General features: G+C 33.6%; 17 protein-coding genes and 1 other RNA gene. 8 read left to right on the top strand and 10 right to left on the bottom strand.

The window, feature by feature from the left end; all coding sequences use genetic code 11:
• Window positions 1-3,863 (bottom strand): immunoglobulin domain-containing protein (locus tag BC961_RS14280; RefSeq protein WP_121926544.1); only part of this gene is annotated, 3,863 nt, incomplete at its 3' end.
• Between the two features lie 726 nt (window positions 3,864-4,589).
• Here BC961_RS14280 and BC961_RS14285 point away from each other — a divergent pair.
• The 3 genes from BC961_RS14285 (at window position 4,590) to BC961_RS14295 (ending at window position 8,143) form a co-directional block, all read left to right on the top strand.
• Window positions 4,590-5,075: a SixA phosphatase family protein gene (locus tag BC961_RS14285; RefSeq protein WP_121926545.1), complete on the top strand. Its 486-nt coding sequence runs from the start codon at window positions 4,590-4,592 to the stop codon at window positions 5,073-5,075.
• A complete protein-coding gene (gene ppk1 / locus BC961_RS14290) occupies window positions 5,072-7,168 on the top strand; it encodes a polyphosphate kinase 1 (RefSeq protein ID WP_121926546.1) in 2,097 nt (698 codons plus the stop codon). The genes BC961_RS14285 and ppk1 overlap by 4 nt, the downstream gene beginning before the upstream one ends.
• A gap of 84 nt (window positions 7,169-7,252) precedes the next feature.
• Window positions 7,253-8,143, top strand: coding sequence for a Ppx/GppA phosphatase family protein (locus BC961_RS14295; RefSeq protein WP_121926547.1), 891 nt, complete (start codon window positions 7,253-7,255; stop codon window positions 8,141-8,143).
• A 114-nt stretch (window positions 8,144-8,257) separates the two neighbouring features.
• On the opposite strand, the gene BC961_RS14895 is transcribed toward BC961_RS14295, so the two are convergent.
• The 3 genes from BC961_RS14895 to BC961_RS14310 form a co-directional block, all read right to left on the bottom strand.
• A complete protein-coding gene (locus BC961_RS14895) occupies window positions 8,258-8,797 on the bottom strand; it encodes a DNA polymerase III subunit gamma/tau (protein WP_245980964.1) in 540 nt (179 codons plus the stop codon).
• A 110-nt stretch (window positions 8,798-8,907) separates the two neighbouring features.
• Window positions 8,908-9,993 carry a DNA polymerase III subunit gamma/tau gene (gene dnaX / locus BC961_RS14305; protein WP_121926548.1) on the bottom strand — a complete coding sequence of 362 codons (1,086 nt, stop codon included), beginning with the start codon at window positions 9,991-9,993 and terminating at the stop codon, window positions 8,908-8,910.
• Window positions 9,994-10,253: 260 nt separating this feature from the next.
• Window positions 10,254-10,553, bottom strand: coding sequence for a hypothetical protein (locus BC961_RS14310; protein WP_121926549.1), 300 nt, complete (start codon window positions 10,551-10,553; stop codon window positions 10,254-10,256).
• A gap of 122 nt (window positions 10,554-10,675) precedes the next feature.
• Here BC961_RS14310 and rnpB point away from each other — a divergent pair.
• Window positions 10,676-10,988: RNase P RNA component class A (gene rnpB, locus BC961_RS14315), an RNA gene on the top strand.
• Between the two features lie 164 nt (window positions 10,989-11,152).
• Here the strand turns inward: rnpB and BC961_RS14320 are convergent.
• The 3 genes from BC961_RS14320 to BC961_RS14330 form a co-directional block, all read right to left on the bottom strand.
• Window positions 11,153-12,937 (bottom strand): chloride channel protein, encoded by a 1,785-nt coding sequence (locus BC961_RS14320; RefSeq protein ID WP_121926550.1) that lies wholly within the window; start codon window positions 12,935-12,937, stop codon window positions 11,153-11,155.
• A gap of 185 nt (window positions 12,938-13,122) precedes the next feature.
• On the bottom strand, window positions 13,123-14,808 hold the full coding sequence (ggt, locus tag BC961_RS14325) for a gamma-glutamyltransferase (RefSeq protein WP_121926551.1): 1,686 nt from the start codon (window positions 14,806-14,808) through the stop codon (window positions 13,123-13,125).
• Window positions 14,805-15,389 (bottom strand): acyl carrier protein phosphodiesterase, encoded by a 585-nt coding sequence (locus BC961_RS14330; protein WP_121926552.1) that lies wholly within the window; start codon window positions 15,387-15,389, stop codon window positions 14,805-14,807. Before BC961_RS14330 ends, ggt begins: the two co-directional genes overlap by 4 nt.
• A gap of 118 nt (window positions 15,390-15,507) precedes the next feature.
• On the opposite strand from BC961_RS14330, the gene glmM reads away from it, so the two are divergent.
• Both glmM and BC961_RS14340 read left to right on the top strand, forming a co-directional pair.
• Entirely contained in the window at window positions 15,508-16,896 is a 1,389-nt protein-coding gene (glmM, locus tag BC961_RS14335; RefSeq protein WP_121926553.1) for a phosphoglucosamine mutase, read from the top strand.
• Window positions 16,897-17,149: 253 nt separating this feature from the next.
• The gene (locus BC961_RS14340; protein WP_121926605.1) at window positions 17,150-18,637 is read left to right on the top strand and encodes an aminotransferase class V-fold PLP-dependent enzyme; all 1,488 of its coding nucleotides are present in this window, start codon (window positions 17,150-17,152) and stop codon (window positions 18,635-18,637) included.
• Window positions 18,638-18,718: 81 nt separating this feature from the next.
• On the opposite strand, the gene BC961_RS14345 is transcribed toward BC961_RS14340, so the two are convergent.
• Entirely contained in the window at window positions 18,719-19,588 is an 870-nt protein-coding gene (locus BC961_RS14345; protein ID WP_121926554.1) for a lysophospholipid acyltransferase family protein, read from the bottom strand.
• Window positions 19,589-19,703: 115 nt separating this feature from the next.
• Here BC961_RS14345 and BC961_RS14350 point away from each other — a divergent pair, with 115 nt between their 5' ends.
• Window positions 19,704-20,342, top strand: coding sequence for a rhomboid family intramembrane serine protease (locus BC961_RS14350; RefSeq protein WP_121926555.1), 639 nt, complete (start codon window positions 19,704-19,706; stop codon window positions 20,340-20,342).
• Window positions 20,343-20,391: 49 nt separating this feature from the next.
• Complete coding sequence (locus tag BC961_RS14355) at window positions 20,392-21,081, top strand: SIMPL domain-containing protein (RefSeq protein ID WP_121926556.1); 690 nt, start codon at window positions 20,392-20,394, stop codon at window positions 21,079-21,081.
• Window positions 21,082-21,230: 149 nt separating this feature from the next.
• Here BC961_RS14355 and BC961_RS14360 read toward each other — a convergent pair whose 3' ends face one another.
• Together BC961_RS14360 and BC961_RS14365 are read right to left on the bottom strand one after the other, a co-directional pair.
• Complete coding sequence (locus BC961_RS14360) at window positions 21,231-21,881, bottom strand: sugar-binding protein (RefSeq protein ID WP_245980965.1); 651 nt, start codon at window positions 21,879-21,881, stop codon at window positions 21,231-21,233.
• Window positions 21,882-21,965: 84 nt separating this feature from the next.
• Window positions 21,966-23,510, bottom strand: a complete 1,545-nt coding sequence (locus tag BC961_RS14365) for a sulfatase (RefSeq protein ID WP_121926557.1) — start codon at window positions 23,508-23,510, stop codon at window positions 21,966-21,968.
• Window positions 23,511-23,571: the final 61 nt, after the last annotated feature.

The following is a 23,571-nucleotide window of genomic DNA, read 5'->3' on the forward strand; positions in this document are numbered from 1 at the left end:
ATTGTTCCATCAGCAGCACCATTACAAGAAACGTTAGTTGCAGTTGCAGTAACAGTTACAAGAATAGGTTCAGTGATTGTTACATTTTTTGAAGTTACGCAAGAACCATTTGTCGCAGTAATAGTATACGTTCCAGGAGCAAATTTAGTTTGAGCGCTTAAGTCAGCACCTGCATTATTTAATTTAATAGTTGTTGTTGCACCTGCACTTACACCAGAGACGATGATTGTTCCATCAGTAGCACCGTTACAAGAAACGTTAGTTGCAGTTGCAGTAACAGTTACAATAACAGGTTCTGTAATAGTTACATTTTTTGAAGTTACGCAAGAACCATTTGTCGCAGTAATAGTATACGTTCCAGGACCAAATTTAGTTTGAGCGCTTAAGTCAGCGCCTGTATTGTTTAGTTTAATAGTTGTTGTTGCACCTGCACTTACACCAGAAACGGTGATTGTTCCATCAGCAGCACCATTACAAGAAACGTTAGTTGCAGTTGCAGTAAAAGTGATTGCAGGGCTAATTGTTAAAACGACTGGAGTTCTTAAGCTCGAACAAGTTCCATTAGAAGCTTGTGAATAATAAGTTTTAGAACCTACACCTACTTGTGTTGGTGTATTTACAACAGTACCTCCAGTTGCATCAGTATACCAAGTGATAGTTCCTCCAGTTGCTGTAGCAGTTAAAGTTTGAGTTGCTGTTCCATCAGTACATACAGTTTGATTAGTAGACGTTGGTGCTATAGGAGCAGCTTTAATTGTTGCAGCTACAGCTATTCTAGAGGTCGATGTACAACCATTATTTGTAGCATCAACATAATAGGTAGTAGTTTGAGAAATATTTGGTGTATAAGTATTTCCTGTTGCTAGTAAAACTCCGCCTTGAGCATCGCTGTACCAGTTAACATTTCCTGCTGAAGCAGTAGCTTTTAGCTCAACTGTACCAGGACCGCATCTTTCATTAGGTGTCTTGCTAGTTATTGTCGGTATTTCATTTATAGTAGCTACTACAGGTAATCGGGATGAAGTACAGCCGTTATCCGTTACTTCAACATAATAAGTTTTACTTTGTGTTAAGCTCGGTGTAACAAAATTTGTGCCTGTTCCTACTAATGTGCCTCCTGTAGAAGCGTCATACCAATTGATTGTTCCTGTAGATGCTGTAGCATTTAAAGAAACTGTCCCTGTTCCACAACTTGTTCCCGCTGTTGTGGAATTAATTGTTGGTATAGGATTAATAACAAAGTTGGTTGCCGCTCTACAACCACCGTCACTACATTCCGCATAAAAAGTAGTACTACTTGGAGTATCTGTGTTAGTAATTCCAGAATTAGAAACTCCAATTGGATTAAAAGGAGTTCCTGTAAATATTGCTGTCCCGCCCGTAGGCTCTGTATACCATTTAATATTTGAATTGTTAGAACATCCGGTGGCAACTAAGCTTCCGGACCCGCCCACGCATATAGAAGCTCCTGTGGTCGTTGGTGCACCAGCAACTCCATTAATTATTATGTTATCAGTTGGTAAAGAACTACATAAATTTAAATTAGCAGTAGTTATTGAATAGCTTCCTGCTACTAAACCAGAAAAAATACCTGTAGCATTAGTTTTTGCTGCAACTACTGGATTTACTCCAATTATTGTATAAGTTACTCCAGTACCATTAGCTGGAGAAAGTACCTTTATTTCTCCAGTTAAAGTTGAACATGTTGGTTGAGTTACACTAGTAGTAGGTACTCCTGGTAAAGCCCAAATTGTTATGTCATCTATTGTAATATTAGCAGGTACTCCATTAAAGTTAGTTCCCGGAACATCAGATGCGTTTGAACTTTCATATGTTTTTATCGCCGAACCATAAGAATTTGTAAATGCTGTTATTTTCCTATTAGGATTAACAATAGTTCTTGTAGGGTCCAGATATAATGCTTGAGCCATTGCACTTTTTACTCCTGAACTAGCTGTTGCAGTTAGCTTACCTTTTAAGGTTATGGTAACTATACCATTTAATGCAATATTAAATCCTCCAAACAACGGATTGATTGATGTACTTGTATTAGTTAGAGGTCCAGAAGGTCCACTAGCTCCAACTGAATAAGATGCCGTAGCAGATGTAAACTCCATTCCTGAAGGGAATTCAAAGTCTAGAACTACTCCAGCTGCGTTTCCATTACCGGTATTTTTTATTTCAATTTTATATATAATTTCGTTCCCTATAGTATTACATAATGATTTTATTAGTGACTCTACATTAGTCTCAAGAATAGGCAAACAATTTGAAGTTATTTGGAGTTCGGGATTAAGTTCTGTGGAATTAAAAGTTGCTATGTAACCATCAGTACCATTTACTGCACCGTGTAAAATTGTATTAGAACCGCCATTATTAGTTTTGCCTGCAAAACCTTCGGTCACATCAGCATATATTGTTGCACCAATTGCATTATATCTAATTATACCACCACCGCCACCGCCACCGGGACCATGTTCATTTTTAGAATCAAGGAAAGTATTTCCACCATTACCACCTTTAGCTTCAATTGAAATTTTTGCAGTACTAGAATTAGCAATGTTTAAAAGAACACTACCTCCAGCTCCTCCTCCTCCGGCTCCATCAGGGTTATTGGCATATACTCCCGCGGCACCATTTCCACCATTGGCACTAATAGATCCTGTTCCCGAGATGGTGCCTGCATTTATTAATATAATTGCGCCACCTACTCCTCCTTTTACTCCATTTGTAGCATCATTAGCATCACCAGCACCACCACCGCCGCCCATGACAAGCGTGTTTAATAAGGGATTTGTGGTAAGATAAGATCTAAATCCTGGTCTACCACCACCGTTAAGCGTACTAGTATCACCTTTTGCCCCCTGCCAACCTATACCACCTAAGCCTCCGTAACCTCCATTACCACCACCACCACCACCAGCATTATGGTCGTTTCCACCACCACCAGCATTTGCGGGTGCGCCTCTTCCGGCCGATCCTCCAGGCATTCCTTCAACTAAATTATCCACCTGATTGTATCCGTCATACATAAATCTTGGTGTTCCTGCTATTCCCTCTCCCTTACCAGAAATTGACTTATTTGAAGCGTTACCTACATAAGTTGTAGAATTATTAACTAAGGATGCACCAACCGGGCTGTAACCTCCTCTAAATCCTCTTGCGTTACCATCAATTTTCTTTCCATTAAAGTCAAAATTACCTGAAACGCTAAATGCAATTATTCCACCCGCAGATCCATTAAAAGGAGGTGTAGTAATATCTGAAGTTAATATTAAATTTGAATACTGCGGTAATCTAATGATTTGAAATGTCCTTTTTCCTCTGGCTGAAGTTGCTTCCGCATTATAATAAGAGTTTTTAACACCTCCATTACTTGCTGCACCTTTAAATGTTAAATTTCCACCGATAAGCGGTACGTTGTTCGTTGCTATTACGTATTCAAAAACCCCTGTATTCCCTATATTAGTAAAGCCAGTTCCACCAAGTCTATCTTTAAAGGAGTTAGAAATGCCTGAACCATAAAGTTGTGAATTAGAGTAATTTATATCAGCGTCCTGCATTTGAATAATTAAAATTAAATCACCTACTGAGATTGGCGTCGTTCCAAAATTATTTTCATATGCGTCTATAGCTGGTACTGCACCTAAATTTACAGCCTGCGCACCCGCATTTAGAGTCGGCTCGCCTACTTGAATAGGATAATATGTGTTTATAGCAGTTGATATATTTGCAGGACCATCAACGCCAGGAGTACCACATATTTGTGCATCTGTTGTAAAGGAATTTCCAATAAATACTACAATAATAAATAGAAAGTAAAGTAATTTAAAATTTTTCGTTCTGGAGTAGAGATTATTCATATTTTGTCTTTTGTGTAATTAGTGTGCTTATTGTATTTTAAAAAAAGAAATTTTTCTTTAGTTTCAATTCAAATTATTTTTTTAAGTATTCAAATTTATTTGATAAATACTACTTGTGAAAAATAATCATTTGAGTCAGGTTCTAAATTATAACTACTAATAAATAGCTCGATTGTGAATATTTTTTAATTTCTTTCTGAAAATAATTGAATTTTTAAAGAATTGCAATTATGATTTTCTTGCTAATAAGATAGAATCTTGGACATTAATTTAAAACTATTTTTCTTTAGGTCTATTATTGGAATTTAGTGCAATTGCTTTCATGTTATTTTGTTTACCGTCATTGCTTCATCAAATCGGGGCTAGAGTCACTAACGAGATAAAAGTATTCTAATTTATTTTAGGTTCATTATTTTTTCTACAAACTACTAAAATACTCGTTTAAGTACTCTTTTTGTATCCTGTAATAAGACACTTCTATCATAAATTTTATTTTTTACGGAATTAATCATCACCTAAATTAATGTTAAATTTGTGCTTTTTACCTTACAAAATACTTCTCTTTTTATAAAATTTAGTTACTTATTGTTTTTATTGTTATAATATTTTGTAAGATGATTTTTCTTGTAATAAAATTAAAAAAGATTTTAAAAGGCTAATTATTACTGTTTTCTTTTGTAAATTGTCTTTTACAATAGTGTCTATTTATTAATTTATTATTTCAACATGAAAAATTTAATTTTGGTACGGCATGCAAAATCAAGTTGGGATGTTCCAATGCAGGATAAGAGTCGCGGTATAACTTGTCAAGGAATTATAAATGCGCATCTTGTTTCTAATCATGTGAAACATTTAATTCCTAATACATATATAATGTGTAGTAGTACGGCCAAAAGAGCTAAAAATACCGCTTTAATATTCGCTCAAAATTTTTCTTATCCCGTTGAAAGTATCAATTTTAGTGATGAACTTTACACATTTGACGAACAGAAATTAGAAGAAATCATAAAATCACTTAGTAAGAGTTATGAAAATGTTATTCTTTTTGGACATAACGGCGCTATTACAGATTTTGTTAATAAATTTGGAGATCAATTTATAGAGAATGTACCAACTTCAGGCTTTGTTTCCATAGAATTTGAAACCGATAGTTGGACTGATATTAAAAAAGGAAAAGTAAAATACAAAATATTTCCCAAACAATTAAGATGAGTAAAGTATTAGAATATAAATATATTGATAGAGAAAAGAGTTGGTTAGCTTTTAACGCTAGAGTGTTGCAAGAAGCTGCTGATACTACTGTTCCTTTATTAGAAAGATTAAGGTTTTTAGGGATTTTTTCAAATAATTTAGACGAGTTTTTTAGAGTTCGTTTTGCAGCAATAAGAAGATTAAGTTTAACAGGCATTACAGGAGAGAAATATCTGGGTGGTATATCTGCACAGCAGTTAGTTAAGGACATTACGGAAATTGTTATTCAGCAGCAGTCTGAAAGTTTAAGGATATTAAATATTATCGAAAGCGAACTTGAAACTAAAAACATTTTTATCATCACAGAAGATGAAATCACTGTGAAACAAGAGATTTTTTTAAAAGAATTTTTCATTCAGAAAGTAAGCCCCGAATTAGTGACTATCATTTTGAATGATTTAGCTGAATTTCCTATTTTGAAAGACACTTCTGGTTACTTAGCAGTGAAATTAGTCATGAATAAAGATTCTGAAGTTCGTTATGCTGTAGTAGAAATACCGAAGGCAATTAATAGATTTGTTGTTTTACCTTCAGATAACGAAAAGCAATATATTATACTTTTAGATGATGTTATAAGACACAATTTAAGTAATATTTTCAACATTTTTGACTACAAAAGCGTTTCTGCTCATATGATCAAAATCACTAGGGATGCACAGTTGGATATTGATAGTGATTTGAGCAAAAGTATGATTGAAAAAATATCTTTAAGTGTAAAAGATAGAAGAATAGGCGAGCCGGTCCGCTTTATATATGACCAATTAATAGAAAAGGATACGCTACTTTTTTTTCTAGATAAAATGAAAATTGTTTCAACGGACAGTATTATTCCAGGTGGGCGCTATCATAATAGGAGAGATTATATGAGTTTTCCAAACTTAGGAAGATACGATTTACTTTATCAAAAAAACGATCCATTACTTATTCCAGGATTAAGTTTAGAGGGAAGTATTCTAGAAAAAATAAGCGAAAGAGATTACCTGCTTAATGCACCGTATCAGTCGTTTTCTTATTTGACTAAGTTTTTACGTGAAGCAGCATTAGATCCTAAGGTTGTTTCGATAAAAATTACATTATATCGATTAGCAAAGAACTCGCAAATTATAAGTTCGCTTATAAACGCAGCTAAAAATGGTAAAAAAGTTACTGTCCAAATTGAGCTTCAAGCTAGTTTTGATGAAGCTTCAAATATCTCTTATGCTGAGCAAATGCAGTTAGAAGGAATTGAATTGATTTTTGGGATAAAAGGTTTGAAAGTACACAGTAAAATTTGTGTTATCGAAAGATCTGAAAACGATAAAATTAAGCGATATGGTTTTATTTCGACTGGAAACTTCAATGAATCTACCGCTAAAATATATACTGACGTAACACTTTTTACTAGTCATCAGCAAATCCTAAAAGACATCATGAAGATCTTTGATTTCTTTGATATTAATTACAGAGTGCACAGATATAAACATTTAATTGTTTCTCCGCATTATACAAGGACGCGTTTTGTGAAACTTATAGACCGCGAAATCACACATGCTTTAGCGGGTCGAAAAACTCAGATCAAGCTAAAAATGAATAGTCTATCTGATTTTGAAATGATAGACAAATTATACGAGGCTAGTAGGGCAGGAGTTAAAATTCGTTTGCAAATAAGAGGGATTTGTTCTTTAATTCCAGGGATTCCTGGTATGAGTGAAAATATAGAAGCTATTAGTATTGTAGACAACTATTTGGAGCATTCGAGGGTATATATTTTTGGGAATGCTGGACAGACAGAAGTTTATATTTCGTCTGCTGATTTTATGACCAGAAATATAGATGGACGAGTAGAAGTAACGTGTCCTATATACGATCAAGGTATAAAAAATGAACTTATTGATAATTTTGATATTGGATGGAAAGGAAATGTAAAAGTTAGAATTCATTCCTATAAATTAGATAATAAGTACAAACCTCGTAATCATAATCCCATATTCAGAGCGCAATTTGAGACTTACAAATACTATCAAAATAAACTTGAAGCTGCACCCTTAGAAAATGAAAAAACGTTAAATTCTTAATAATTGATTTGAAATTATTTTCAAATTAATAGTGTTACAAACGATACATTTTAAGTAGATACAAAATAAAAGAATAAAAGGAATATGATTAAAATTAAGAAATATGCTGCAATAGATATTGGTTCAAATGCCATGCGCTTATTGATCGTAAATATTGTTGAACAAGAAGGTAAAGAACCTCAGTTTAATAAAAGTTCCTTAGTTCGTGTTCCTATCAGACTTGGTCAGGAAGCTTTTACTGTCGGTGAAATTTCAGAGGAAAGTATTGAAAGAATGAGCGATGCTATGAAAGCTTTTAGTTTGTTGATGAAAGTTCATAAAGTGGAACGCTACATGGCTTTTGCTACTTCAGCGATGCGGGAAGCCTACAATGGGAAAGAGGTTGTTGAAATAATTAAAAATCAAGCAGACATAGAGATAGAAATAATAGATGGTAAAAAAGAGGCTGCAATAATTGCCTCGACAGATTTACATCATTTATTAAAAACTGATCAGACGTATTTATTTGTCGATGTAGGTGGTGGGAGTACAGAGTTTACTGTGTTTTCGAATGGCAAAATTGTAAATTCTAGATCTTTTAAAGTAGGAACTGTTCGATTGTTGAATGATATGGTTTGCGAAGTTGTTTGGGAAGAAATTGAAAAATGGATTAGAGCAAATACATCAGATTATGAAGAGGTAACATTGATAGGTTCGGGAGGGAATATCAACAAGTTATTTAAAATGTCTGGTAAATTACAGGAAAAACCATTATCGTATATATATGTAAATTCTCAATATGCTTTTTTAAATTCACTTTCTTACGAACAGCGAATTTCAGAGTTAGGTTTAAATCCAGATCGCGCCGACGTTATTATCCCTGCCACAAGAATTTACTTAAATGCTATGAAATGGAGTGGTGCTAGAAATATTTATGTACCTAAAATTGGACTTTCTGATGGTATTGTAAAAGCAATGTATTTTAATAAAATCTAGAGAAAAATAGTCATTGAAATGATTTAAGTAACAAAGTTACAAAGGTTTCTTACTATTTTTATTCGTACAGAAAATTCTAAAGTGGTTGTCTTAAAAAATCTAAACTATTAGTGTTTACGCATCTAAATCTAATCCAAATGTTGTTCTTAAAAGTTCGATATTTGGATTTATTTCACGAAGTCTATTGTAGCGATCTTGATCATTAAAACTTCTTTTATTCTCAATGCTTTCATTCACTATAATTTCAATAGTAATATCATGATTGTGCAGATGTCCTTTCAAATGTCCTAATAATCCATTCAGTTCTTTTTCAAAATCTAATTTAGATCCTTCGTTTGGTAATTCAAGAGTAATTGCTGTACCATTAAGTTTTGGATCATTAATAAGCAGAAGTGATTCCATTATTTTAAAACCGCGATCTCCCAGACGCTGTGCATATTTGTTCCACTGCAAAAGCATTTCAGTCTCATTAAAAGATTCCGTAGGTAACTGAGAAACTTCTCTAACGATTCCTTTCGTACTTTCTTCTAATGCTTTTTTGGCTCTAATGCTTGCTAGCGAAAATGCAGAAACTTTTGGTTCATTTGATGCAATAATTGCGCTTGCTGCAGTCTTGATTGGAACAGGAATAGCTTTAGGTTCTATTACCGTCACTGGAGTTGGTAAAATAGCAGTAACCGATTCACGCTCGACTATTTCACTTTTTTGAGTTTTATTAGTGTCAACAATTGAGTAATCATTTTTCCTATAATAAGTAGGTGGAATTATAAATTGCTCAACTTTTTTTTTTCTCCATCAAAAGTGATAGAGGCAAGTTGCATTAAACAAAGTTCAACAAGAAGGCGTTGATTTTGACTTAGCTTATATTTTAAATCGCAGTCATTTGCTATTTCAATGCCTTTTAAAAGAAACTCTGCATTGCACTTTTGAGCTTGAATACCATATAGTTTTTGAGCTTGCTCCCCAACTTCTAATAAAGATAAAGTAGCTGGAGTTTTTGAAACCAATAAATCTCTAAAATGAGAGGCTAAGCCAGATACAAAATGGTGTGAGTCAAAACCTTTTGAAAGGATTTCATTGAAAGCTAATAATAATTCAGGAATTTTATTTTCTAAAATTAAGTCAGTTACAGTGATATACGTTTCATAATCTAGAACATTCAAGTTTTCTGTAACGGCTTGACGTGTCAAATTTTTTCCACAGAAAGAAACTACTCGGTCAAAAATTGACAAAGCATCACGCATAGCGCCATCTGCTTTTTGAGCTATGATATGCAATGCATCATCTTCAAAGGCGACACCTTGACTCGTAGCAACTTCTGCTAGATGTTCTTTAGCGTCTTTAACAGTGATTCTTTTGAAATCAAATATTTGACAGCGCGACAAGATAGTTGGAATAATTTTATGTTTTTCGGTCGTAGCCAAAATGAAAATAGCATGCTTAGGTGGTTCTTCTAGTGTTTTTAAAAATGCATTAAAAGCAGCTGAAGAAAGCATGTGAACCTCATCTATGATATAAACTTTGTACTGGCCAGTTTGTGGCGGAATGCGGACTTGATCTATTAAATTACGAATGTCATCAACGGAGTTGTTAGAGGCAGCATCTAATTCGAAAACATTAAATGCAAAATCTTCTGCTGGATCGTCGTAACCAGGTTGATTAATTTTTCGAGCTAAGATACGTGCGCAGGTAGTTTTACCAACACCACGTGGCCCAGTGAATAGTAATGCTGAAGCAAGGTGATTGCTTTCAATAGCATTCAATAAAGTATAGGTAATTGCTTTTTGTCCTACTACATCTTTAAATGTTTGAGGACGATATTTACGTGCCGATACTACAAATTGTTCCATAGGATTTTTATTCGAAAGCAAATATAGCTTTTAATTTAAAGATGGAAAAATTTAAATATTGAAAGATGTTGTATAAATCAAAGCACCTTTAAGTAGTATAGATTCTAGCTCAGATAGAAGTGAAAATACTTAATTAATATCCAAAAAAAATAGGGCTGGAAATTAAGATTGCACCGTCCCGAAGCTTCGGGAGCGGGAAATAGCTTCAAGTACTAAATTAGCAAATGATTTGGTTAAATTTTGATTCTTTTTTAACTGATTTATTGCTCTCGACCTTTGATAGTAATTTCTATTAAAATACGTGCCGCGTCACTTTCAGAATTAGCAGAAAAACCAGTTACAAAAACTCCTTTTTTACCTGAAATGGATTTGATTCCATAAACAGTTGCCTCATCATCAGGATTACTGTCCCCCTCATATCGATAAACATGTTGAATTTCGCAATTTTCTGGATTCGTAGTTATTTCACTATCATCAATATTAAAGTCATAGGTAAATCCCATCTCATTTAGTTCAGCAAGTGCTTTGATTACTGTTTTATAGTGGTATATATTTGACATAATAATTAAAATTTAATATTGATTTATAAAGATAACCAATTTAAATTTAGAGGGTTGTAAAAGAGTTGTTAAAGTAGGGCACGTAAATTGAGGAACCAACACAAAAAAAATTGTAGATTTGCGGCACAGACCGCCTTATCGCCACGTTTATAGCGTGGAGGAAAGTCCGGACACCACAGGGAAGCATAGCGGGTAACACCCGTCGGTTCGTTTAGGCGAATTAGGACAAGTGCAACAGAAAGTATGTACAGGTAATGCTGTAGTGAAACCAGGTAAACTCTATGCGGTGAAATATCAAGTATATCAGCATTTAAGGGCGTCTCGTCCGTTGCTGAAGGGTAGATAGCTTGAGTCACGCAGTAATGTGTGATCTAGATAAATGATAAGGCCACACTTTAGTGTGGACAGAATCCGGCTTATAGGTCTGTATTTTTTTTTACTTTAAAACTTCCTTTTGAAATAGATAATTTTGAAGATTTTTTTCAGAGATGAAAAGATTTTTTCAAAAATATTGGTTGCCTCCAAGTTGGTACTATTTTAGATTCAATGAAAAATCTTGAAACTCGTTTTTTTTAAATTCTCAAATTAAAAGATCAACTTTAATCGATGGTCATCGATTTTAGCTTTGTTCGATACGCTTCTAATGCAGTTGACTTTGAGATAAAGCCATAGTATTTTCCATTTTTTAGAACAGGCAAATAAGCAACTTTTGATTTCTCAAATTTGTTCATTACCGTTTCCATACTTTCATCCTGTGAAACAATTTCGCCAAGTGGCAACATTACCTCTTTAACCTTTGTATATTTAACGCGGTACGTATTGAAAATTATTTCTCTAATTGTATTAAAATGCACAATCCCTATTAGGTTTTGATCTGCATCTACAACTGCAAAAATCACTTGATTGGAGTGAGAAATTAAATCAACCACTTTCTCTAAACTTTCGTCTGGAGCAACAGTTAAAAAATCAGTTTGTATGATTGAATTGGTTTCTAAAGTTGAAAGTACATTCGTGTCTTTATTGCTAGTAAATGCATGACCTTTTTCTGCTAAGTTTTTAACATCTAAAGAGTGCTTTTCAAAACGACGCGAAATTGCAAAGCTTATTGAGGCTACAATCATCAAAGGAATCATCAAACTGTATCCGCCAGTTATTTCGGCAATCAAAAATATAGCTGTTAATGGCGCGTGGAATAAACCGCTTAATATTCCTGCCATTCCAACTAGCGTAAAATTACTCACTGGTAATTTAGCAAGTCCAATAAGATTTACAAATTTCGAAAAAAAGAATCCTAAGTAGGATCCTAAAAATAGGGAAGGAGCAAAATTACCTCCATTACCACCACTACCTAATGTAATTCCAGTTGCAAATACTTTAACCATCATGGTACAACCTACAAATAGTAAAAGTGCCCAACTGTTATCTCTAAAGCCACTAAACAAAGTGTTGTCTAATAATTTTCCAGGATCATTGTCAGATAAGGTTTTAATCGTTTCATATCCTTCTCCAAAAAGTGATGGAAAAATAAATATTAGCACTGCTAGAATAGACGAGCCAAACAATGCTTTTTTATAGGGCGAAAGTTTTAGTCTACTGAAGAAATGTTCCACACGACCAAAATTCCGAGAATAGTAAACTGAAATCAATCCCGTAAATACACCTAGAAGAATATAAAAGACAATATTATGGTAGTCAAAATTTTCTTGTTGTCTAAAAGACAATAATATAGTTTCGTCTAGCGCGATTACTGAAACTAAAGCCCCAGTAGCTGCGGCAATCATAATTGGTGTAAACGCCGCGATACTTACATCTACTAGTAGAACTTCAATAGCGAATAAAACTCCAGCGATAGGTGCATTAAAAGCGGCTGCAATTCCTGCGGATACTCCGCAACCTATTAGTAAGGTTCGATCTTTATAGGATAGTTTATATTTCTTAGCGTAGTTAGATCCAAATGCCGCTCCAGTAATTACAATAGGGCTTTCTAGACCAGCTGATCCACCTAAACCCACTGTTAGCGAGCTTGTTAAAATTTGGGCATACATTTGTTTTTCAGGAATGATACTTGCTTTTTTAGCAACGGCATAAAGTATCTGTGAAGTTCCTTTTTGTATCGTACCTCCCAATACTCGTTGTACTACAAAAACAGTAAGCATAATACCAATAATGGGTAAAATACTATTGATGAAACCCAACTTTGAAATCGTAGTGACGTAAGTTGCAAAAGTAAAAACCCAATGTGCAAAAGTTTTTAAAACTATAACCGCTAATGCAGAAGTGATACCAACTAAAACAGCAGATAAAAATATAAACTGTTTAGGTGTTAACAACGACTGCGCAATCGCAATTATAATTTGTAATTTAGAAATATATTTTTTGAACATTATGACTTTTTAAAGGATTGCAAAACTACTATTATTTTAAAGGCATCAAATCTTTTTTGATGCTTCTTTTATACTTTATTGTTTTGAAATACTTTTGATCGTAAAATCAATGCTGCATTTTCAATTGCATTAGTACTATAATTTTGATGGAATATCTATCAGATAATTTATTGAATACTTCTTGATTAAAAACCTACAGCTGCATTATCATTTCTTCTGTCTGCACCACCCTCCAATTTTCCAGTAGGTAGACGTAGAATAGCATCAACTTGCCCTATAATTTCTTTATCTTTTTCGTTTACGAAATAGGATTTTTTCTTTAAATCTTCAAGCACTTCTTTAGAAAAGGAGTTTGGTTCAAAAGTAATTACGTCGGGAAGCCATTGATGATGAAAACGAGGTGCATCAACTGCAGCTTGCATACTCATTCCAAATTCATATACGTTTAAAATAGTTTGTAAAACTGAAGTAATAATAGTTGAACCGCCCGGTGTTCCTACAACCATAAAAAGTTTACCGTCTTTTTCAACAATTGTTGGTGTCATCGAACTCAACATTCTTTTCTCAGGAGCAATGCTGTTTGCCTCGCTACCTGTCAATCCGTAAAGATTAGGAACTCCTGGTTTAGCACTAAAATCATCCATTTGATTGTTCAAGAAGAAACCTAATTCATCACAATATAATTTTGAACCATAATTATCATTTAATGTAGTCGTCGCAGAAACAGCATTTCCAGCCGCATCAACGATCGAGTAGTGCGTAGTTTGGTCACTTTCATATCCTTTAATTGCTCCAGGAGCAATATCAGATGATTTTGATGCCTTGTCAAATGAGAAAGTTTTCATTCTCTTTTCTAAATAGGCAGGGCTTAATAATTCTTCAACAGGCAATTTCACAAAATCAGGATCACCTAAATAAAAGTTTCTATCTGCATAAGCTCTTCTTTCTGCTTCAGTAATTACTTGAATAGTTTTTAAACTATTATGCCCCATTTGCGATAAATTGTAGGGTTCAATCATTTTCATGATTTGGTTCAAACAAATTCCGCCGCTGCTGGGTGGTGCCATTGAAGTTATTTTTAATTTTTTATACTGAAAAGTGACTGGATCTCTCCATTTAGCTTCGTATTTTTTAAGATCTTCCATGGTAGCATTTCCACCTTTTTTACTTAAAAACGCAACTAGTTTTTGTGCGGTTTCTCCACTGTAAAATTCGTCACGTCCATTTGCCGCAATTCTTTTAAAAGTAGCAGCTAGAGCAGTGTACTTGATAGTGTCGTTCTCTTTGTAAACTTTCGAAAAAAGACTATTTCTACCATTTCTTTTAATAAACACTTCTCTATTGTTATTTAAACTTTGCGCTTGATTTTTTGTAACAACTACACCTCTTTCTGCAAGTGCGATAACAGGTTTTAATATTTCGCTTATTGGCAAAGAACCAAGTTTTTTATGGACTTCAAATATCCCCGCGATTGTACCAGGAATTCCAGATGCTAACGCTGTCTGAGTACTTTTACCAGCGATTACATTTCCTTCTTTATCAAGATACATATCTTTTGAGGCTGCTAGCGGCGCTTTTTCTCGGTAATCAATTGTGCCAGTTTCACCATTTGCTTTACGGTAAACCATAAATCCACCTCCACCGATATTTCCTGCCTGAGGATGAGCTACAGCTAATGCTAATTCAGTAGCGACCATCGCGTCAAACGCATTTCCACCTTTTTTCATGATTTCCACCCCAATTTGAGAAGCTTCTTCACGAGCAGAAACTACCATTGCTTTTGAAGTTACTAAACCTGTTGGTTCTACTGTTTTTTCATTGGATTTACAGCTTAAAAAAGCCAAGGCAAAAAGAAGTATTAACTTATTCATAGGGTTTTAATTTTTTCGTTCGAAAATAATATTAATTCTTTAAAAAACTCAGTAAATTCATTCTCAAATTCTGAATAAAATTCAGAAAGTTCCTCCGTTGCAAACCGCATCTTAGACTCATTTTTAGTCCTGCTGTCCATTTGCGTCAGAATGTGTTTGATACCATCTACTGTTCGATACGTTACTAGCCAGTTTTCTTTGAGTAATATTGGCATTATTCGTACCACTCTCTCGGAAAGATGGCTGTAATTAGTATGCAGTGATTGATAGAATTCTTCAACAAATTCTTCTAATTTTTCTGAGTGATATTTATTCCAATTTTTAGCTAAAAAATGATCGTATAATACATCGACTATTACACCAGCATAATGGTGATACCTTTCATGAAGTCGTTTTGTACTTTTTCTAAAAATGGGATGTGCGTCTGTAAAAGTGTCAATTGCACGGTGCAAAATTATTCCTTTTTGGATTTCGGCAGGATAGGATTCAAATTGTTTTCCTCGAATTCCATCTGCCATAAAATTGCCTATTTTTAGTAATTCATTGTCGCCAGAAAGATAAATATGTGCTAAAAAATTCATTCGCCTAAATTAAGAATTTAAATCCTACTTTTTAAATTCTTAATGACTTTTATAGACTGCCAATTATTATATTTGTAAATAATTTATATTTATACTTCAATAATTTAAACTCTAATAAATGACTTTAATTAAATCAATTTCTGGGATTCGAGGAACAATAGGTGGTAAAGTAGGTGATAATTTAACTCCAGTTGATGCTGTTAAATTTGCCTCTGCATACGGAACTTGGTTGAAGGAGTACAGTGGTAAAGAAAAACTAACTGTAGTTGTAGGTCGTGATGCAAGAATCTCTGGACCTATGATTCACAATTTAGTAGTTAATACATTAATAGGTTTAGGAATTGATGTAATCGATTTAGGTCTTTCTACAACACCTACGGTTGAAGTTGCTGTGCCTCTTGAAAAAGCCGATGGTGGAATAATATTAACGGCATCTCATAATCCTAAACAATGGAATGCATTAAAGTTGTTAAATGAGAAAGGGGAATTTTTAGATGGAGACGACGGAGCAAAAATTCTTGAAATTGCAGAAGCAGAAGCATTTCACTTTTCAGATGTTGACGATTTAGGTGAAATCACGATTAATGATGCTTACATGGACATTCATATTGACGAAGTATTGAATTTGCCTTTAGTTGATATCGATGCTATTAAAGCTGCTAAATTTAAAGTTGTAGTGGATGGTGTAAATTCATCAGGAGGAATAATCATTCCTCGATTACTAAAATTAATGGGTGTAGAAGTAGTAGAACTTTATTGTGAACCAAATGGACATTTCCCTCACAATCCAGAACCGTTAAAAGAACATTTAACGGATATCTCAGAATTAGTTGTAAAGGAAAAAGCTGATTTAGGAATTGTTGTTGATCCAGATGTAGATCGTCTAGCTTTTGTTTGTGAAGACGGTGAAATGTTTGGTGAAGAATACACATTAGTTGCTTGTGCAGATTACGTTTTAAGTAAAACACCAGGTAACACGGTTTCAAATATGTCTTCGTCTCGTGCATTAAGAGATGTGACTAAAGTTCATAACGGAAACTATGAAGCAAGTGCTGTAGGAGAAGTGAATGTAGTGAAATTGATGAAGAAGAATAATGCTATAATTGGTGGCGAAGGAAACGGAGGAATTATTTATCCTGAGTTGCATTATGGTCGTGATAGTTTAGTAGGAGTTGCTTTGTTTTTGACACATTTAGCTAACAAAAAAATGACTGTTTCTGCATTGCGTGCATCGTACCCAGAATATTATATGAGTAAAAATAAAATTGAATTGACACCTCAAATTGATGTTGATGCAATTCTAGTTGCAATGACTGATAAATATAAGGACGAAGATATTACAACAATTGATGGTGTAAAAATTGATTTTGCTGAAAACTGGGTTCACTTAAGAAAATCGAATACGGAACCAATTATTAGAATATACACAGAAGCAGCCACTCAAGAAAAAGCAGATGCATTAGCTTTGCGCATAATTGATGAAATTAAAGCAATCGCTGGAATATAACAAATATAGTTTTTTAAATAAATTACCCTTTCATGCATATGTTATGAAAGGGTTTTTTATTTTTCGAAAGTTGAAATACTTTTTACTTCTCAAACTAGATGTTAAATCTTATAAATTTATCAGTAAAAGAGCATTTATTTCGCGACTATTTAGTTTCTATTCAAAAGAAAATGCTAAATGTTTAATATTAACAAAAGTTGAAAATGACTATTTGGGAAAATTCAATACCTTTGAGGTCAAATTTAATTTAGACATGATTACCAAAACAGCAACAACACAACTAGAGCAATACTTTCAACAGTTCCGTAAAAATATAATCGGGATTGATCAAGAGTTTGAATCGCCTTACGGCCAAAAGCAAATCGTTTATACGGATTGGACAGCAAGTGGTCGATTATACCGTCCTATTGAAGAAAAGTTGATGAACGAATTTGGACCTTTTGTTGCCAATACGCACACTGAAACGACAATTTCAGGAACTGCGATGACAAAAGCATATCATAGAGCACGTCATATTATTAAAGAACATGTGAATGCAAGTTCTGATGATGTTTTAATCACTGATGGAACTGGAATGACTGGAGTTGTAAATAAATTTCAGAGAATTTTAGGTTTGAAAGTTCCTGAAAACTTAAAGAATTTTATAAATATTCCCGCAGAAAAGAAACCAGTTGTATTCATTTCTCACATGGAGCACCATTCGAACCAAACATCATGGTTAGAAACAATTGCTGATGTTGAAGTAATTCCTTCCTGTGAAGATGGTTTATTTAGTGTAGAGAATCTTGAAATACTATTAGATAAATATAAAGAGAGACCATTTAAAATTGCTTCTATAACTTCTTGTTCTAATGTTACTGGAATCAGAACTCCGTATCATGAAGTAGCTAAAATTATGCATCAACACAACGGACTTTGTTTTGTTGATTTTGCATGTTCTGGTCCTTATGTAAAAATTGATATGCATCCTGAAGATCCTGAAAGTTATTTAGATGCTATTTTCTTTTCTCCGCATAAATTTCTTGGCGGACCTGGAACGTGTGGTGTTTTAGTTTTTAATAAAAAATTATATCAAAATTTGGTCCCTGATAATCCAGGTGGTGGTACCGTAAGTTGGACTAATCCATGGGGCGAACATAAATATATTGACAATATCGAAGATAGAGAAGATGGTGGTACGCCAGGTTTTCTCCAAGTAATAAAAACGGCATTGGCAATCCAGTTGAAAGACCAAATGGGTATTGACAATATCCTAAAAAGAGAACATGAAATTGTAGAAAATATTTTTCAGGAGTTGGGTGATGTTTCAAATATTAAAATTTTAGCAGCACAACATCAAGATAGGTTAGGAGTGATTTCGTTTTTTATCGAAGATTTACATTTCAACTTAGGAGTTAAATTGCTGAATGACAAATTTGGTATTCAAACTCGTGGTGGATGTAGTTGTGCTGGTACTTACGGTCACTTTTTACTTCATGTAGATCAAGAGACTTCAACGAAGTTAATTGATGAAATAACTTTAGGTGACTTAATTAGAAAACCGGGTTGGATTAGAATGTCAATACATCCTACAACTACTACGGAGGAAATCGAATACGTATGCGATGGAATTAAAGCATTAGCTGAAAATCATAAGTCTTGGGCTTTAGATTATGACTATAATCCAAATAGCAATGAGTTTATAAATAAAAATGCACAACCTCTAGAAGACGAATTAGTAAAAAACTGGTTTTCACTTTAAAAAGTTGCACTGTAAATAATAAAATCCCTAAATCATAAAAATTTTGATTTAGGGATTTTTTTTCGAATGAACTTTTGATTGCTATTTTCTATGTTTCCATCTTTTGTGCGTCCAAAAATAATATTCTGGAGCTTCAAGAATTTGCTTTTCTACTTCTTTAATATATTTATGAGTAATTCCAAAATCAGGTACTGATTTCGGATCGTCGCTAAGCGGTATTATCGTCAGTTCGTAATATCCTCTTTTTAGTTTTTTAACTTTTGCAAAAACAACAGTCATGTCATATTTCTTAGAAAGCATTTCAGGTCCAGTATGCACCGGAACTTCAATTCCCATAAAGCTTTCCCAGTGAAAAATTCGATCTGCTTTAGGTGATTGGTCACTAGCTAAACCATACATGCATTGAATATTGTCTTTTTTGTTCTGTGAAATCAGCGGAATAGTTAGGCTTGTTGGCACTAGTTCAGTGTTGTATTTTGATCGAATGTCTCTAACCAATTTGTCAAAGTATTTGTTTGCTAATTTTTTGTAAACTGCGACTCCTTTTACAGATAGCTTTTGGTTCAATGTAATCAACCATTCCCAACTGGCATAATGGGAAGCAATAAGCATAATACTTTTACCCTTTTTCTCATATTCTTTAATTAGTTCGATATTAGTTATCGTAAATCTTTTGTTCATTTCTTCTGAAGAGATGGTCATCGTTTTAACCATTTCGAGAAACATATCACAAAGATGATGATAGGATTTTTTTTCAATCACTAATCGTTCTTCATCGGTGAGATTTGGTAGAGCTAAAGCTAGATTTTCACGCACTGTTTTTTTACGATATTCTATTACGTGATAAACAAGAACATAAATGCAGTCAGAAAGCCAGTAAAAAATTCTAAAAGGAAGAATGGATACTAACCACAAAAGTGGAAAAGCTATGATGAAAATAAGAAATTGCATGCAGTTAATTTTTGGGCAAAGATAAGTCAAAAATGTAGATTGGTATAAAATATGACTACTTACTGCGTCGACGTTAGAGAATGACTATCTTTACATTTCACAATAAACAGTTTTTATGAATACCATTTTAATAGCAATAATTGTTGTAAATGTTTTAATTAGCTACAAAGGTTTTAACGACCTTTCTTTTTTTAGAAAATACGAATTTCATGTTGGAAGTATTCGAGCGGGTGAGCAATTAAGGATGCTTTCGTCAGGTTTTCTTCATGTCGATATGACTCATTTGATTTTTAATATGTTGACACTATGGTTTTTTGCGCCAGTGGTTATTAATTATATGGGTAGTTTTTCTTTTATTCTAATTTATTTTGGAAGTTTAATTTTTGGAAGTTTATTGACGATGGCTTTTCACAAGAACGATTACAACTATAGAGCGGTAGGAGCTTCTGGAGCTGTAACTGGAGTATTATATTCTGCGATTTTACTGCAGCCTGACATGATGCTTGGAATCTTTTTTATAATACCAATGCCTGCTTACCTTTTTGGAATTTTATATTTACTCTATTCTATTTATGGAATGAGAGCTAAAAATGATAATATTGGCCATACAGCACACTTTGGAGGCGCTGTGGGTGGATATTTAATCACATTAGTCAAAGAGCCAACATTAATTGTTGAGCATACTTTAATGGTAGTCCTATTAGCGATTCCAATCGTGATTCTTTTTGTAATGCAAAAGATGGGAAAACTATAATGGCATAACTTTTGAAAAGAAAATATTACAAACAAGTAAATTTAAAAAAATGAAAAAAGCACTATTAATACTTTCTGTATTGTTCATTACGATGTCATACGGTCAGGAAGTAAAGCAAGTTCCTCAAATTAATGTTAGTGGAGAAGGGAAAGTTAAAGTTGCTCCAGATGAAGCTACTATTGCAGTGACTGTTGAAACTAAAGGCACAGATGCAAAAAACGTTAAAAAGCAAAATGACGAAAAGATTGAAGCCGTTATTAAGTTCATAAAAAAAATGAATTTGGCTCCATCCGATTTTAAAACGCAACGTGTTTCATTGAATCCTCAATATGATTATGAGAAAAAGAAACATAATTATAATGCTACTCAAACTATCGAAATTTTATTGAAAGATTTGTCAAAATATGACGAATTAATGGGAGGTTTAGTAGATGCAGGAATTAATAGAATTGATAATGTAACCTTTCAGTCTTCAAAGATGGTTCAATATGAATCAGAAGCTAGAAAATTAGCAATGAAAGAAGCAAAAGTTAAAGCAGAAGATTACGTTTCAGTTTTAGGTCAGAAAGTTGGTCGAGCAATGACTATTTCAGATAATTCTCAAACAAATTATCCGCAACCAAGATATGCATCGATGAAGTTAATGGAATCTAGTGATATGAGTGCTCCAAGAGAGACGCTTGCTGTAGGAGAAATTAATATTACTGCAAACGTAACTGTGAGTTTTATATTAGAGTAACTGCTAGTTGTTGATCTAAATGCATATTGCTAATTATTAGCAATAAAAAAACACTTTTAAGAATTTGATAAAGGAAAGGGATTTCCAGAATCAAACTTTTAAAAGTGTTTTTTATTTTAACTAAAAGATGATGTTCTTAGACGCGCTACTTATTCCATCAATTGCATCACTCCAAATGATGATGCGATATGAAAGTTAGGCACTTCCGTATTTGGGTTTACCCATGAAATCCAAACAGGTTCAAAAATCGACTTTTCTACTTCATTATATTTGGCGCGGAAAATTCCAGTTTCGATTTTATCATCATTTATTAAATTTAGCATTTTTAAAGATGAGATACTTATTGCTCCCTCAACTACAAAGCTATTATGATTGATTGAAGATTTAACCTCTAAATTACTTTGTGGCCAATTCCAATCAAAGTCAAATTTTTTATTCGGGTATGCCACAAAATCCATAACTCTGGCAGCCGTATCGATTTCCAAGCAATAGTAGGGATTAAGTGTGTCATCTGATCTAAAAAAGAGTTCCACTCTATCAGAGTTTCCAATACTTTCAACGCCATCATCCTTCATTTCAATATGAATATTTGTATCATATACCGTAAAGCAGAAGTATAAATTTTCTCGATCCCAAACAGACTTAAATTCTATTTTAGCAGGTTTTGCTGCATCCCAAGGCGAAATAAAGTCGGTTAGTATTGTCGCATTTTCCCATAAAGGATTATCTCCTTTACCTGTGACTTCTAGAAGATTTTCTTCTACTAACTGTACTTCATAATTTTTCATTTCTTGAGTCATATTTTTCTTTTTTGAGAATGTGAATTTTACAAATTCTGTGTAGTATTGTAAAGAAAGTTACTTTCAATAAATACTAGACCAAATTTACAAATTAAAGGTATCATCTGGAAACAAAATCATCTTGTTTGTCATTTTATTTATAGGCATTTTCGTATTTGCATTTCGCAAGTACTTTCCTAGTTGCTTTGCTAATTTATATCCTATTTTCACATTGCTTAATACTACATTATTTTTCTCGTCTATATCTATTTTTGTATTGTATAGTTCGAATCGCTGATCTTCATGAAAGTAAATTAATTTCCAATCTCCTTGTCGTATGGCGCTATATAGTTTTAAGGCTGGACCTTCTGGGCCCCAAACGTGCGGATAGTGCCAGTAATAAAAGGTGTTATTTTTTACCTTTTTTTGCTTTAATAAGGGAACTATACTTTTTCCATCTACTTTTTGGACTAAATTATATTTTTTATTAGTAGTCATTGCCATCAAAGTTGGGAAGATGTCTTCAATTATTATATTATTTTGAGAAATACTATTTTCCTTAGTAACTCCTGGCCATTTTATAATAAATGGTATACGGACTCCACCTTCATAAGCAGAACCTTTTCCACTGCGCAAAGGACTATTATGCGTATTTAAAGCAGCGCCTTGGCGCGTATGAGCGCTTAAACCTCCATTATCTGAAAGAAATATAATAATAGTGTTGTCACTGATATTTTTTTCTGCAAGATAAACCATTATATCTCCCAAGCTTTTGTCCATTCCTTCAACTAGTGAGGCATATTTAGCCTCAATCGGATCCATTCCTACATCAATATACTTTTTCAAAAATCTTTTGTCACCCATTATAGGAGTATGGACGGCATAGTGGGACATGTAAAGCATAAAAGGTTTGTGTATTTTAAGTGCTTGGTCCATTGATGCGATCGCTTCCTGAGTAAGTGCTTCAGTAAGAAATATATCTTTTCCCCAATATTTTTCTAATCCAGGAACAGCACGATTATCTTTTTTGCCATTCTCATTACCAAAATTCTCTAAACCTAAATAGCTTTTAGGTTGACCTGCAGCATGACCACCAATGTTAATATCAAATCCTAAATTTAAAGGATCTTCTCCCGGAGTATTGTACGCTCCAAAGTGAGCTTTACCTGCATGAATCGTGTAATAACCATTATCTTTTAAAACTTGAGGAAAAGTAGTTGCGTAGATTGTATTTTCAATTCCAGGTGTTGCACTTAACCCATTCAAATTCCATTCAGGTATTGTTACAAGCGCTGACTCTCCTTCCTCACTTTTATTTTTTTCGAAAGTCCAATTGGTTACTTTATGATTTATGGGATTCATTCCTGTTAATAGACTTACTCGACTAGGTGTACAAACAGCAGCTGCATAAGCATTTGTGAATTTCATACCTTGACTAGCTAATTTTTCCATATTAGGAGTATGGTAAATTGAATTCCAGTTGGTTTTTTCTTTGTAGAATGGGAGAGAAGTATCTTGCCAACCCATATCATCCACTAAAAATATAACAATATTTGGTTTTGGAATACCTACTTTTTTTTCCTGTGCGAAAGTAGTTCCGTTATTGAGAAGTGATACTAGAATCAGAGCAATTGCATGAAAGTATTTCATTACGATAATTTTTAAAATTTAGTCGGCGGTATTTTATTGAATTTCGAATTGAATATTTTAC

Origin of the sequence: Flavobacterium weaverense (genome assembly GCF_003688495.1) — a bacterium.
Taxonomy (GTDB): domain Bacteria; phylum Bacteroidota; class Bacteroidia; order Flavobacteriales; family Flavobacteriaceae; genus Flavobacterium; species Flavobacterium weaverense.